15 protein-coding genes are annotated in these 15170 nt (G+C 33.0%); 8 read left to right on the plus strand and 7 right to left on the minus strand.

Going from position 1 to position 15170, the window contains the following annotated elements:
• Positions 1-51: 51 nt before the first annotated feature.
• Positions 52-2445 carry a TonB-dependent receptor domain-containing protein gene (locus AC1QSP_RS08435; RefSeq protein WP_484078321.1) on the minus strand — a complete coding sequence of 798 codons (2394 nt, stop codon included), beginning with the start codon at positions 2443-2445 and terminating at the stop codon, positions 52-54.
• Positions 2446-2654: 209 nt separating this feature from the next.
• Between AC1QSP_RS08435 and AC1QSP_RS08440 the strand changes: the two genes are divergently transcribed.
• From AC1QSP_RS08440 to AC1QSP_RS08460, 5 genes are all read left to right on the plus strand, one after another.
• Positions 2655-3419, plus strand: a complete 765-nt coding sequence (locus AC1QSP_RS08440; protein WP_484078322.1) for a Rossmann-like and DUF2520 domain-containing protein — start codon at positions 2655-2657, stop codon at positions 3417-3419.
• Positions 3416-3946 (plus strand): KdsC family phosphatase, encoded by a 531-nt coding sequence (locus tag AC1QSP_RS08445; protein ID WP_484078323.1) that lies wholly within the window; start codon positions 3416-3418, stop codon positions 3944-3946. The genes AC1QSP_RS08440 and AC1QSP_RS08445 overlap by 4 nt, the downstream gene beginning before the upstream one ends.
• A complete protein-coding gene (locus AC1QSP_RS08450; protein WP_484078324.1) occupies positions 3946-4533 on the plus strand; it encodes a Maf family nucleotide pyrophosphatase in 588 nt (195 codons plus the stop codon). Before AC1QSP_RS08445 ends, AC1QSP_RS08450 begins: the two co-directional genes overlap by 1 nt.
• Positions 4534-4634: 101 nt before the next feature.
• The gene (gene nadD / locus AC1QSP_RS08455) at positions 4635-5201 is read left to right on the plus strand and encodes a nicotinate (nicotinamide) nucleotide adenylyltransferase (RefSeq protein WP_484078325.1); all 567 of its coding nucleotides are present in this window, start codon (positions 4635-4637) and stop codon (positions 5199-5201) included.
• A 6-nt stretch (positions 5202-5207) separates the two neighbouring features.
• Positions 5208-5651, plus strand: a complete 444-nt coding sequence (locus AC1QSP_RS08460; RefSeq protein WP_484078326.1) for a GNAT family N-acetyltransferase — start codon at positions 5208-5210, stop codon at positions 5649-5651.
• 31 nt (positions 5652-5682) lie between these two features.
• On the opposite strand, the gene AC1QSP_RS08465 is transcribed toward AC1QSP_RS08460, so the two are convergent.
• Genes AC1QSP_RS08465 through pth form a run of 4 tightly spaced genes read right to left on the minus strand, consistent with a single transcriptional unit; the run spans position 5683 to position 7533 of the window.
• A complete protein-coding gene (locus AC1QSP_RS08465; protein ID WP_484078327.1) occupies positions 5683-6294 on the minus strand; it encodes a hypothetical protein in 612 nt (203 codons plus the stop codon).
• Between the two features lie 36 nt (positions 6295-6330).
• Entirely contained in the window at positions 6331-6564 is a 234-nt protein-coding gene (locus AC1QSP_RS08470; protein ID WP_484078328.1) for a DUF3820 family protein, read from the minus strand.
• Positions 6564-6977: a rhodanese-like domain-containing protein gene (locus AC1QSP_RS08475; protein ID WP_322971722.1), complete on the minus strand. Its 414-nt coding sequence runs from the start codon at positions 6975-6977 to the stop codon at positions 6564-6566. Before AC1QSP_RS08475 ends, AC1QSP_RS08470 begins: the two co-directional genes overlap by 1 nt.
• Positions 6967-7533: an aminoacyl-tRNA hydrolase gene (gene pth / locus AC1QSP_RS08480; protein WP_484078329.1), complete on the minus strand. Its 567-nt coding sequence runs from the start codon at positions 7531-7533 to the stop codon at positions 6967-6969. The genes AC1QSP_RS08475 and pth overlap by 11 nt, the downstream gene beginning before the upstream one ends.
• Positions 7534-7639: 106 nt before the next feature.
• On the opposite strand from pth, the gene AC1QSP_RS08485 reads away from it, so the two are divergent.
• The 3 genes from AC1QSP_RS08485 to AC1QSP_RS08495 all read left to right on the plus strand — a co-directional run bounded on the left by AC1QSP_RS08485 (position 7640) and on the right by AC1QSP_RS08495 (position 11340).
• Positions 7640-8155 (plus strand): TlpA family protein disulfide reductase, encoded by a 516-nt coding sequence (locus tag AC1QSP_RS08485; protein ID WP_484078330.1) that lies wholly within the window; start codon positions 7640-7642, stop codon positions 8153-8155.
• Between the two features lie 204 nt (positions 8156-8359).
• Entirely contained in the window at positions 8360-9340 is a 981-nt protein-coding gene (gene gshB / locus AC1QSP_RS08490) for a glutathione synthase (RefSeq protein ID WP_484078331.1), read from the plus strand.
• Positions 9337-11340: a flavohemoglobin expression-modulating QEGLA motif protein gene (locus AC1QSP_RS08495; RefSeq protein ID WP_484078332.1), complete on the plus strand. Its 2004-nt coding sequence runs from the start codon at positions 9337-9339 to the stop codon at positions 11338-11340. Before gshB ends, AC1QSP_RS08495 begins: the two co-directional genes overlap by 4 nt.
• Positions 11341-11376: 36 nt before the next feature.
• On the opposite strand, the gene AC1QSP_RS08500 is transcribed toward AC1QSP_RS08495, so the two are convergent.
• A complete protein-coding gene (locus AC1QSP_RS08500) occupies positions 11377-12669 on the minus strand; it encodes an APC family permease (protein ID WP_484078333.1) in 1293 nt (430 codons plus the stop codon).
• Between the two features lie 83 nt (positions 12670-12752).
• Positions 12753-15149 (minus strand): TonB-dependent receptor plug domain-containing protein, encoded by a 2397-nt coding sequence (locus tag AC1QSP_RS08505; protein ID WP_484078334.1) that lies wholly within the window; start codon positions 15147-15149, stop codon positions 12753-12755.
• Positions 15150-15170: the final 21 nt, after the last annotated feature.

Below are 15170 nucleotides of genomic sequence, written 5' to 3' on the forward strand. Positions count from 1 at the left end.
ATTCGAGTTGCCTTTTTTGATACAAAAAATTAGATATAGGAATGGGAGTTATTATATCCCGATATTTCCGCCTTGTACTTCGGTTTGATTTTTCTGTACTTCAGCTCTTGTTTTTACTTTTCCTCCAAAGTTGTATGTAAATCCTAAATAGAACGTTTGAGATTCCCAATTAAAGTTGGCATATCCTATATAAGGATTGTTCATATGTACACGAGCTCTCATGGTATTAAAAATATCATTCATACGAGCAGATAAAGAGGCTTTACCTTCTATAAAAGTGTAACGCAATCCTAAATTCATCATCCACATATCCAACATTTCACCTTGTAAAAATTTTGTTTTACCATTATACATCATAAAATGTTGTAATGTAAAATTCTTCGACAGTGTAAAATTATTGTTCATACGAAGTGTTAAAACGTTCGCTGTAATTTCTTCTACGGTTGGGTTATTGTTTGCGTCAGCCATTACACTCTGCATCTGAGATGATGTAAAGTCTCCAGAAACAAACGTACTCATCCACTTTGTGAAACGATAATTTAAGCTGGCTTCAATTCCATAATTATTCACTTTATCATAGTTCATATTATACTGAATAAATGCCGATTCTTGTTCAGGATCTTTTGTAAATGTCTGAATGATATTATCCGACACATGTCGATAAAATACATTAGCCGAAATAGAACCTTTCCCCAATTGATGCAAATATCCAAGTTCAATGGAGTTCGTATATTCAGGACGTAATTCTGGATTTCCTTTGCTTGACATTAACGCCGTAGTAAATTGGGGAACAGGCGTTAATTGGTACATTCCTGGACGATCAATACGACGACTATAATTAAATGAAATTTGAGCTTTATCTGTTAAATCATAAGTTAAAAAAGCAGATGGAAAGAAATCCATATAATCTTTCTTCAATTCTCCACGGTTAGCGGGCGAAAACAACCATTCTGCTTGATCTTCGACGCGTTCTAAACGCAAGCCCACCTGAGCACCAAATTTGTTAAACTTTTGTTTGTAATTGGCATATCCAGAGAAAAATTTACGATCAAATTCAAAATCGACATTTGGATTAAAAGTTAATCCATCTTCAACAATTTCTAAAGTTGAATTCATGCCACTTTCAAGTGTTTCATTTCTGAATTGTAATCCAGCTTCAATCTTTCCGGCTCCTACAATCTGATTGGTATAATCTAAATTAATACGCGTATTATTTGTATCACTTAGACGGGCTTCACTGTAGAAATTATCAAACGGATATGTATTGGTATAATCACGATCGTCTCCATTTTTATTTTTAGAATAGAAAGCATCTAAAACAATATTGTGATCGTCTTTATCAAAATCTAACTTGTAATTTAAACTATAATCTGATCCCTTATAATTACTCCATAGTTCATTTAGGTTATTACGATTGATGTTTGATGTAACAATGTCGGTTAAGATTTGTGCATCAGCATCTCCATCCCATTGATTAGTATAAATCGTTAAGGCATTTTTATCATTAATAAACCAATCAAATCCTACTTTGTAGGAAAGGTTTGTATTTTGATTTTTAATTTCAAAAAGTTGATCAATTTCATCGGTAAAATTCTGACCTATTCCATGTTGAACTCTAGGACGTTTCGCATAGTTTAGGTTTCCAAAGAAATTAAAATCTCCTACATTAACATTAGAATTAATGGATGAATTGAAACGTGATTTTTTTCCTTGCTCATATCCTGTAGTTAAACCTACATTATATCCTTTCTTTTGTCCTTTGACTAAGATGATGTTAATAATTCCCGATTTACCATCAGCTTCATATTTTGCAGATGGATTAGTAATAATCTCCACACGTTGAATTTGGTTCGATGGAATCTGTTTTAAAAGTTCAGCCGCCGATTGTGATGTAGGCTTTCCATCCACAAAAACGCGAACATTTTCATTTCCACGTAAACTTAATGCCCCGGACTGTTGATCAACATTCACTGAAGGAATATTATTCAATACCGATGCTGCATCCGTACCTGCAGAAACCAAATCATTTCCGACTTCTACCACACGTTTATCAATTTCATTTCGATATTGAGATGTTTCTTTACGAATAAAAACTCCTTTTAATTCTACGGCTTGATCCCCCTTGTTTTCAACTAACTGAATCGTACCTAAATCAGCCGCACCATCTTTCAAATCAATGATTTGTTCATATTGTGCATATCCAAATTCAGTTATAACCAACTTATATTTTCCGTCTGCAACTTCCGAAAAATCAAATGCGCCATTTTCATCCGTTACCACATCAACCACATACGCATTATTATCAGCATTATATAACGTAACTGAAGTATATGCTAATTTTTCTTGTTTTACATTTTCAATCGAACCCTTGATCGAAAAATGGTTTTGTGCCATAGCAAACATCGAGCAGAATGCAAAGGCTAATGTTAAAGTGTATTTTCTCATCCTCATCGTATCAATAATTTAATTTTAGTGTTTAATGTATAGTACTTTGTTTTACATAATACACGTACACAATTTGTCTCATTTTTACTTATTAGACGTCTAGTATTTAAAAATGTTACAAAGAATTTTAAAAAAATTATACTTTTTTTTCAAAGTCGCATAAATACCTTAATTTTATACATGTCGAACTGATAATTATACCATATAAATTGAATTCTATAGTCATTTTAGGAGCTGGAAATGTAGCTTTCCATCTTACTCGTGCATTAATTGAAAATACAGTTAATGTTCGTCAAATTTTTAACCGAACGTTAGCACATGCACAAGAAATTGGTGAAGCCAATCGTATTGCCTATACCGATAAAATTTCTGAAATAGAAAAAGCAGATTTATACATTATTGCATGTGCAGATAGCGGTATCGAAGAATTTTCTCATTACATCCCTTTTGATGATGTCTTAGTTGTACACACTTCTGGATCATCTCCAATATCAGCCCTTAAAGGAGATTACCGTAAAGGAGTATTATATCCTTTACAAACGTTCACAAAAACGAAAAAATTACGCTACGATGAGATTCCATTTTTTGTAGAAGCCGAAACGCCTGAAGATACTAATGCTTTAAAAGAATTGGCTTTTCGAATTTCAAATGATGTCTATGAATTAGATTATGCAAAACGCATGGAAATCCAAATGTGTGGCGTTTGGGCTGCTAATTTTGTAAATCACATGTACAAAATTGCAGGAGATATTTGTGCAAAAAATAATATTCCATTTGATGTGTTATTACCATTAATCCAAGAAACATCTCTTAAAGTTGAAGAGATGTCGCCTTATGATGCCCAAACGGGTCCAGCACGTCGCGGAGATGATATAATTATTAATCGCCATTTAGATCTATTACAAAATGATTCTCGTTTATTACAGATCTATCAAATTCTTACCGATTCGATTAAAAGAGATTACGACAAATGATAAGTTACAAAGAAAAGCTGAATACCATTAAAACGGTTATTCTAGATGTAGATGGAGTATTAACAGATGGAAATTTAATTTTATTGCCAAGCGGAGAAATGGTTCGCAGCATGAATACCCGAGATGGTTATGCTATGCAATTAGCGATAAAAAAAGGAATTCGTATTGCTGTTATTACAGGTGGAAAAGATCAAGCTGTTGTGGATCGCTTAAAATATTTAGGATTAACAGACATCTATGCAGGTGCTCATGATAAGGTGGATGCATTCCAAGATCTAGTTTTTTCTTATGGATTAAATCCAGATGAAATTGCTTATATGGGAGATGATTATCCTGATTTAGCAGTTATGAATTTAGTTGGATTATCAACATGTCCAAATGATGCTTGTATGGATGTTCGTAAAGCAGCTGAATATATCTCACCTGAAAATGGAGGGAAAGGATGTGTTCGTGATTTATTAGAACAAATCTTAAAAGTACAAGGACTTTGGTATAATGAAGATGCAAAATATATCCCTTCTGTATAATGGCACTAATACAAGAAAAATTAAAGGATAAACACATTATTTTAGCATCTCAATCTCCTCGAAGAAGAGAATTATTAGCAGGGCTAGAAATCGATTTTTCTACGATTTCATTAGATATCGATGAGTCTTTTGATCGTGAAATTTATAAGGCACAACATATCACAGAATATTTATCGGCGAAAAAAGCAAATGCTTACAAAGCATTAAAGCCTCATGAAATAATCATCACATCAGATACCACTGTTTGGGCTAATGGAGAATCATTAGAAAAACCCGAAAATCGTGAAGATGCTTATCGTATGATAAAAGCATTAAGTCATCAAACCCACTCGGTGTATACTTCTGTTACAATTAAATCGATTGAAAAAGAGGTTACCTTTACTGCTGAAACGAAAGTCACGTTTGCCGAATTAACTGATGAAGAGATTTATTTTTACATCGATCAATATAAACCTTATGACAAAGCAGGGGCTTATGGTATCCAAGAATGGATTGGTTATATTGGTGTTGAAAAAATAGAGGGAAGTTATTTTAACGTGATGGGATTACCCGTACATCAATTGTATAAAGAATTACAACAATTTTAAACAATATGAAGACTTTCAGAAATGGAAGTCTTTTTTTTATCACGAATCAAAATGATGATGTTATTCACAAAAGTTAATAAGTTTGTAAAAAATTGAAGCGTATGAAAATTGGATTATACTTTGGTTCTTTCAACCCTATCCATATTGGACATTTAATTATTGCCAATCACTTTCAAAATTTTACCGATTTAGATCAAGTATGGTTTGTGATTTCGCCTCAAAATCCGTTCAAGAAAAAAGCTTCTTTAGCTAATGAATTCGATCGATTGGACATGGTGGAAATTGCCATTAAAGATTATCCTAATCTCCGCGCTTGTGATATTGAATTTCGACTTCCCAAACCTTCTTATACCATCGATACATTAGTTCATTTGGAAGAAAAGTATCCAAAGGATCAGTTTTGCTTAATTATGGGATCAGATAATTTAGAGGGATTACACAAATGGAAAAATAGCGATTTAATTTTATCGAAATATCCGATTTATGTATATCCACGTCCAGGTTATGTACAAGACGAAAATTTAGCAAACGTAGAAATCGTTGAAGCTCCTTTAATGGAAATCTCTTCGACTTTCATTCGTTCAGCCATCAAAGAAGATAAAAACATTAAACCGATGTTACCTCATCTGGTGTATGAGCATTTAGATAAAATTGGACTTTACAAATAACCTATCATGATTATAACCGCTCACTTACAGCACCTCGATGAACTGACATTACTATTTGATGCATATCGTCAATTTTATGATAAACCTTCAGACATCGATGCAGCGAAATCATTTTTAACGGATCGAATGGAAAACCAAGAATCGGTTATTTATTGTTCCGTGAATGAGGAAAATCAAATCACAGGTTTTGTACAATTGTATCCTTTATTTTCTTCTACACGATTAAAACGATTTTGGATGTTAAATGATTTATTTGTTTTACCACAATTTCGAGGGAATGGCTATTCTAAAGCCTTAATTGAAGAAGCTAAAAACCTTTGTAAACAAACAAATGCCTGTGGCATGCTTCTCGAGACGAGCAAAGAAAACCAAATTGGAAATCAGTTATACCCTGAAACAGGATTTATACGTCGTGATGACGCTAATTTCTATGAATGGGAAATACAATAAAAAAAGAGCTTCGGATTGAAGCTCTTTTATTTTATAATTTAAATCGTATTCCTGCATTGACCAGAGAAATTCCTATTCCACCTTCAGCAAAGACTTTGAATTGATCCCCATAGGATAATCCTATAGGATTCACCTGAAAAGCGAACAAGACATTATTTTCTTCTCCTCTTTTCGAACGATCCATCGTTCCATTAACTTCTGATGATGCAATACCAATTCCAAGCATTAGATTTCCATAAAAACGAAATTTATTCCGTTGAATGTAACTATAATCTATTCCAGGCATTAGCACAAATACCGATTTTTTCACATCATAAACGTCATATACCGTTTGTCCTGCACTGTATTCAGTGGTGCTGCCATTATATGCATAATATCCGATTTGGCCTCCAACTTTCAACCGATCTGATAACGGTTTACGATAATCTAAGAACAAATAAGGTGTATTAACACTTACATCTTCGGTAAAAGAATGTCCCGAAATCATAGAAGGTACAAGATGACTTACGATAGATTCAAATTCAAAAAAGAATTCATAAGCGATTCCATCTCCGACTCCGATGGAAAGTTCACCTCGTTCTTGAGCATTTACATTATAATGAGTTAGGATAGTAAAGAGAAGTACGTTAAAATACTTTCTCATAAATTTAAAATATAATAGAAACGTAAAGATATTATTTTATTTTAAATAATTGTTTTTCAATACATTAACTATATCTTCTAATCCATTTAATTTTATTTCATACACTGTGGATAACAATTGCCCAAGTTTACCTGCAGGAAATCCTCCTTTCGCCACAAACCATTCCAAATAGGAAACTGGTAAATCACAAAGTAAGTATCCTTGATATTTCCCAAAAGGCATTTTAGTGGTTACAATATCTTTTAGATATTCAGGTTTTAAACCTTCCATTATTTAGCAATCTCCCCTTCGTACGTCATCATCCCATCTTGGAAAGTATGTACTTTGTTCAAGTTATTTTCTAACATGATCATTTCTGCAGATTTCGCACGTACTCCTGAGCGGCAATAGATGTAATAATTTTTAGTCGAATCTAATTCAGATACACGTTTTCCGAAATTATCATCTTTAACATTTAAATTAATTGCACCTGGAACATGTCCTTCTGCATACTCTTCTGGTGTACGAACATCTATCAATACATTATTTGGATTGCTCAAATCCACTTGATTGACATTATTTAAAGAAGAGATTATTTTCTGTATTTCTTCCGATGTCGTAACTTTTTCCACTTGATTAGTTTGGCAAGATGTAAAGAATACACCTGCACATAATGCAAGCGTTAAAACTATTTTATTTCCCATTGTATTGATTCATTGTATTGTTTAAACCTGCAAATACAAAAGATAAAGCTGCGTCTGCTGAATGGTTTAATCGTTCGTTCATTATTTCATTTTCCTCTGCTGTCCATTCTCCAAGAACATAATCAATCTGCTGACCTTTCAAAAATTCATTACCAACTCCAAAGCGTAATCGTGGATAAGCTTGAGATTGTAGTTTGTTTTGAATGTCATTTAATCCATTATGACCTCCATCACTTCCCTTAGATCGCATTCGAATCGAACCAAAAGGTAAGTTTAAATCATCGGTGATCACAAAAATATTTTCGATCGCGATGTTTTCCTTCTTCATCCAAAATTTTACAGCATCACCACTCAAATTCATATATGTATTAGGTTTAAGCAATGTTACTGGACGACCTTTGTACTTAAATTGCGAAATTTCTCCAAAATTTGATGGAGTAAACTTAGCTCCAGCCTTTTCTGCAATTCGGTCTACAACTTTAAATCCAATATTATGACGGGTATTTTCGTATTTCGCACCGATATTCCCTAGTCCGATGATCAAATATTTTTGCATAAAGCAAAGTTACGATATTTAAGATGTTTTAAAAAAATTAGCGGTATTTAATAAAAATCTATTAATTTGGTATAGGTTTTGGATATTGACAAGACAATTAATCGAGATGAAAAAGATTTTTAGTGTTATCGCTATAATGGTTGGCTTATTCACTTTTGCACAAAAAGTACCAACTGTCATGAAGACCGAATTTTCTACACTTGCTTTACAAGATCAAGTAGAATCTATCGATGGAAAAGAATTATTAATTGATGAGGTTCTTAAATCGTACAACGGGAAAGTGGTTGTATTGGACCTATGGGCGACTTGGTGTGGAGATTGCATCACAGGAATGCCTAAATTGAAAGAGTTAAAAGCCAATAATCCAAATGTTGCTTTTGTATATTTCTCAATGGATAAAACACAAGAAGCTTGGAAAAAAGGCATTGAAAAATATAAAATTGAAGGGGATCATTATTATATGGGAAACAATTGGAAGTTTGAATTTTCGACTTCTATTGATCTGAATTGGATTCCTCGATACATCATTTTAGATCAAAATGGTAAAATTGCTAAGTATTATTCAGTTAAAGCAGATGATCCTGAAGTACAAGCAACAATTGATCGATTGATGATAAAATAATTGAAATTAGATTTTAAGTTTACAACATGAGAGGTGAATGTTTTAAACAAATTAAAGCATTCACCTTTTTTCTTCACATTTTATTGGCTGATTTTCTTATATTTAGAAGTGCGATAATAATTTTTTCCCAAATTTCATTGGTTTAAAACTTTGTATCAAACTTTTGGTTATTATTGCATCAAATTTAAAATCCGTTTATATTATATGAAAATATGCTTCGTAATGTATCCTTGGGACAAAGTTGAACCAGGAAAAGATACCACTATGCGTCTTATAAAAGAATGCGTTAATCGTGGTTTTGAAGTATCTTATTTAACAACCAAAGACATTTCGATCAACAAAGGAAAGGTTGTAGGGAAATGCAATAAATTAATTTCTATTGAAACGGAAGATTGTGTGGAATTTTATCATACCATGCAATTTGAAACAGCAGTAAAAGATTTAACGACTTTCGACATGATTTTTATGAGAAGTGATCCACCAGTTGATCCACTTTTATTAAACATGTTAGAAATGATCGAAGACCAAGTTTTCTTTGTCAATAAACCATCTGGTCTTCGTAAAGCAAATAATAAAATCTATGCCGCATCTTTTGATGATGGTTTAGAAACAATTGTTCCACAAACTTTAATCACTCGCGATATTGAATTGATTAAAGAATTTGTAGAAGAAAATAAATTCGAGAGATTTATCATCAAACCTTTAGATGGTATGGGTGGTAAAGGAGTTATTCTTTTCGAAGCAAATAATACAGGAAACTTGAGTTCTATTGCGGATTTTTATATCAATCATGCGGGTAAACCTCAACCAATAATCTGCCAAAATTATATCGAAGGTGCAGAAAAAGGGGATGTACGTGCAATTGTTATTAATGGTGAACCTATTGGAGCCATAATGCGTGTACCTGCAGAAGGAGATCACCGTTCGAATATTTCGGCTGGAGGATCTGCCATTAAGCATGATTTAACAGAGCATGAAATCCAATTATGTCGCCAAATGGGTGAACGTTTAGTAAAAGATGGTATTTTCTTTACAGGTATCGACTTAATCAACGGTAAAATGGTTGAATTAAATGTCGTAAGCCCTGGTGGAATCGTTCCTCATAATAATGTAAACGGAAATCAAGAAATTCAAAAACAAATTATCTCTATGATTTTAGAGAAATATGAAGAATTTATAAAATGAAAATTTTAACGATCCAACAAATCATCAAAAATATCGAAAATGAAGTTGTTTTTGAAGCTTATGCCGAAGACGAATCATTTAAGATTAAAATTGATGAATATATTCCATATGTATGTGCCGCTATCCATGATGGTGGACACATGCGAGACGATATCTTAGAGAAATGTAGTTTATCCAATTACGAACGTTGGTATGAAGAAGATCCTCATACTGCCGAATTCGTTGGTAGCTTCCCCATCTTAATTCAAGGGTGTGATTCACGATTTGAGTATGACTTAAACCGTGATCCTGAAACCGCTATTTATGAAGAAGCTTGGGGGAAACAAGTTTGGGAAACTCCTTTAAGCGAATCTCAAAAACAACGCAGTTTAGCAAAACACCAAGCATTTTACGAAGTGATTGAAGCCTTGATTCAAAAATTAGAATCAAAGTTCGAAAAGTGTGTTGTATATGATATTCATTCATACAATTGGAAACGTTGGGATCGTCCAGTACCCGTATTTAATATTGGTGCTGAAAAAATTGATCCAGATAAATTCGGAAATTATGTAGAAGCTTGGCGTGAAGAATTAAGCCAAATTGAATTGGGAGATATCCCTAATTTCACTGCTGTAAATGATGTTTTCTACGGTCGCGGATATTTATTAGGATTTATCACTAAACATTTTGAGAATACATTGGTTTTAGCAACTGAAGTATCTAAAATTTATTGTGATGAATTAACGGGTGAATCTTTCCCTGAAGTCATTAATCAAATCAAAGAAGGTTTTAAAACAGCTATTGTAAATCATGCCTTCGAATTCATTAAAAATGAGACTTCTTATAAAGTTTCAAAACAAGTAAATATCTTACACAATGAATTAGAATCTGATTTATTAAAAATTGATAAGCAATTATACCATTTGGTGAAAGACTTCGAATTATTAAGTGTAATCAATCCGATTAACTTAGAATTTGAGAAGAAGAAATTTTTAGCATCAAATTATAAATACGAACCTCAATTCAAATACAATCCGCTTAACATAAATCCTTTCGAGTTTAAACGTAAGTTATCGAATATTAAGGTAGAAAAAATTAATGATATCTCTATTCAGAATATGTATGTGGATACCATTAACTCGTACTTTGATAAAGTGGATTTATTAGCGAATTTGGGAACTAATAAATTCTTATACAATTCCCTTCGTTATTTTGGAGAACCATCGAAGAAAGATGTAGAAAATGCTAATTTCGTTCTGTATTGTCCTGAATTCCGTATGGAAAAAGAAGGAGAATTTAACGAATTAGAAGTTGTTGAATTATTCAGAAATTCGACAAAAGATTATGGTTTTGATTTCGATATCGAAATTTCAGATCATATTGCTTCTAAAGCATTGGTCATTAATTCAAAGAAAAAAGTAGTGATAAAACGTGGTGTAAAATTCGACCGTCGTTTCACTAAAGGTTTAATTGAGCACGAAATTGGAGTTCATATGGTAACGACAATGAATGCTGTTAAACAGCCTTTAAAGATTTTTTCAATTGGATTACCTGTCAATACATTAACGCAAGAAGGATTAGCTATTTTATCAGAATACTATTCGGATTCGATAAATCATGATCGTTTACGCGAATTAGGTTTACGTGTTCTTGCAGTCAATATGTTGACCAATGGAAAAACATTCAATGAAACATTCCTAACTTTACACGAAGAATATAAAATGGCACCAGAAAATGCCTTTTATTTAACAACACGTGTATTCCGTGGAGGTGGTTTCACGAAAGATGCTTTGTATCTTAAAGGATTAAAAACGATTCTTAACTATGTAGATGAAGGTAAAAAGTTAGACAATTTATTGATCGGAAAGACTTCTGTGGAGTACGTGAATACCATCAACGAATTAGTGGAACGTAAAATGATTAATCCACCAAAATATTATACTAAGATCTTTAAACAGCATCAAGAAAAACCTGAGATAAACCCAATCTTAAAATATATTTTTGATGGTTTGAAAGACTAAACATAAAAAAATCCCTTCCAAATGGAAGGGATTTTTTTATGCTTGATTATTTTTTATTCGTTGATCAAAGAAAAATAAAATCAATCCTAACAGAATAATTCCTAAACCAAATAAACTTTCTTTGGGCTTTTGCATCAGTACAAAATAACAAATGTAACCACTAAATAATAAGAATAAAGTGGGCAGAATATAAAAGCATTTGGATTTGATAATGGTTAGTTCAGTAGGTTTAATAAAAAAAGCTGTAGAAACTGCTAATGTGGCTAAAATCTGTAAAACAAAAGATGTATACGTAAAAATCACTTCAAAATCTCCTGTAAAGATTAACCCAATACTAATTAAGGCATGCACCCAAATGGCGCGCACTGGAACTTTATTTTGATTTGATTTCGCCATAAAATTCCATAACTTATTCTCTTTGGCCGTCGCTTGGGTTAAACGTGAACCAATCCATAAGTACCCGCTAATGGTAGCAACAAGTTGTAAAGCAATTAATAAACTGACCCACTTTACCCCTTTTGTTCCTAAAAGATTTGAAAATGAAATATTAGCAACATCTTCTTGAAAGGCTAAACTATCAGCTGTCGCATGTTTTAAAAATACAAAGTTTAATAAAACATAGGTAATCGTAACAAAGATGACTCCGATAAAAAGTGCTCGGGGTAAATTGATTTTAGGTCGATCTATTTCACCCACTATATACGAAGCCGAATTCCATCCCGTATACGCAAACGTAACGTAAACTAAGGACGTTGCAAATGCTGGTAATACCATTTCATGACGCCATGAATGATCGAAAAGAATAGCATTATTTGATACTGAAGGTGCAAAGAAAACTCCTAAACCAATCAAGAGAAGAATAAATATAACTTTGATTATTGTAAATACATTTTGGAATTTACTACTCAGATTTAAACTAAACGACTGAAAAATAGCAACGATAAAAATTATTCCTATCGCATGTTCTTTTCCTAAATTTAATCCAAAGCCATTGGTATATTTTATCATTGCTAAAGCAGCTAATGAAATGGGTGCTGAAAATCCAACAAATAATGAAATCCAGCTGGATAAATAACCTAATGCCGGATGATAGGTTCGCGAAAGATAAATATAATCTCCGCCTGATTCTTTAAACTTCGATGCTAATTCGGAATAGATAAAAGCTCCTATTAAAGCCAAAAAGCCTCCAATCAGCCACAACATAAGGATAGCGTAGGTATTATTTAAATCACCAATTTGATAACCTAAACTTGTAAAAACTCCTGTTCCAATCATATTGGATATGACTAAAGCAGTGGCGGTCTTCCATCCTATTTTCAATTTTCCCATTTGATTTTTTAAAATAAAAGTGCCATAAAAGACTTAAAAAAGTACAACTTTTATGGCACAGTTGATATGTCGTTTTAAAAAGATTAGAATCTAAAATTTAATCGCGCAAAATAATATGCTCCTGTCACTCCCATCTGTACAGGTGCATATTTGAACACGCCATAATATGAATTTTCGTATACCTGTTTATCTGGATAAATATCAAAAATATTATTTGCTCCAATGGTAAGGTTTACACCTTTTGCAAGATCATAACCTATACTTACATCAGTTACAACTTTACCACTATGTTCTTGTACACTACCCCATGGATAACCATCCTTAATTACTTTTCCGAAATACGTGTTACGAACTAAGAAATTAAATCGATGAATATCATATCCCAAGTTCAAGGAACCTTTCACTTGAGGTGATAAAGTTTCAATAATGTTCACTTGATCATCTCCAAAGTATTGGTTGAATGGAACTGTCAAGCTCGATGGAAAATGATAATTTACAATTTTCGTTTCGTTGATATTAGCTGATAGATTAGCGTTAAAATTTCCTTGACCTAAACGTGTTTTATACGAAACCACTAAATCTAATCCTCGTGTTTCCGTATCTACAGCATTCGAGAAAATACGAGCAGCTGATACACCAATTGCTTCTAAGGATGGATCTGTAATATCAGAAGTTAAAACAATTCGATCATCTACTTTGATAAAGTATCCATCTAAGGTGATGTATAACTTAGAAGTTGGACGAAATGTTAAACCTAAACTTGCATTAACCGATTTTTCCTCTTTTAATTCATCTAATCCAATCCTATTTTGTGCTAAATCCGATGAATTTCGAATAATTCCTTTTGTCACTAAACTTTGTGTGCCATTATCGCTGATGTATAAGTCGGTATATGAATTACTGAAGTATTTTTGTTGTAATGAAGGAGCTCTAAAACCTGTTGAAACCGCTCCACGAACCGAATATCCTTTGATGTATTCGTAGCGTAAAGCTAATTTTCCATTCATCGTATTTCCAAAATCAGAGTAATTCTCAAAACGTCCCGCTAAATCTGCTGTAAAATTTCCGAACGTTAATCCTAAATCAGCATAAGCCGCCACTGAATGACGATCACCTTTCACAGCATTATCGGGAGAAAACCCAACAAAAGATTGTGAACCTCCACCTTCATAAGAACCTGCTTCACCTGCTTCTATTTGGTATTTTTCGTATCGATATTCTCCTCCAAATGCAAGATTAACATTTGAATTGATTATCTTGGAAACATCTAGATTCACTGTATTTTGTAAAAAACTGTGTTTACCCGCGTAAAAAGAAGTTGGTGAATCTGCACCCAAGGCATAATTTACAGTATTATCTACATTGTATTTGAATTCATTCAAACCAAATGTATTAGATAAATCAAGATTCCATTGATTAAATGTTTTGTATCGTAATCCTGTTGAATTCGAATAATCATTGACATTCGATTTTAAAACAGGTTGAAAACCATTCGGAAAAATTGTTCGACTTTCAGATGGAACTTCATTTGGTAGACGACGGAAACCATAGCCTTCTCCTTGACGAAGGGATACTCCACCAAAAGTATATAATTCAAAACGATCAGCTAATTCTGTCTCAGCATTCACAAAAAATTGTTGATTTCTAATCTGAGCGTCACCAATTTGAAAACGAAAATCTTTACGTGTTAATCCATTTGCTGCAATTAGGGCATCATCTGCAGCACGGGCATCATCAGGATGATCTGCAAAATCATAGGCAAAATTATCACCGTAAATATCTAAATTATGATCACCTGTACGTGTCGTTTTTTTTCGTTCTGATACAACGGCTGAAAAAACAATTGATCCATTTCTTCCTAATTTGGCACCGTAACTTCCATTAAAATTGTATGTCTCTCCATCACCTTTGGATGTTTGTCCATAGGTAAGTGAAGCATCACCTCCTGGAGCATCTTTAAGAACAACATTTACAACTCCTGCAATCGCATCCGAACCATATTGAGCAGCAGCACCGTCACGTAAAACTTCAATATTTTTAATTGCTGAAATCGGAATTGCTCCTAAATCTGTACCCACAGAACCATTTCCTACTGTATTTTGATAGTTAACAAGTGATGTTGTATGACGTCTTTTTCCATTGATAAGCACCAAAACTTGGTCGGGTCCCATTCCTCGTAAAGTTATTGGATCAATATGTTCTGTACCATCGGAAGAAGATTGACGCACAGAATTAAATGATGGAATAACGTAATTTAAAATATCATTTAAAGTTAATTGTGGAGCTTGTTGAATTAATTCTTCCACTTGAATAATATCCACAGGAACCGAAGAATTTACGACTGTACGATTATTTGATCGGTTACCAACCAATACAACTTCATCTAACGCATTGTTTTCTTCAACCTCTATTTCTTGGGCAAAAGTTATATTCCCTACTAACAAAGCCAGAGAAGCTAATAATAATGTGTTTCTTTTCATCTTTATTAAAACATTAATAAA

The organism is Faecalibacter sp., assembly GCF_057177045.1.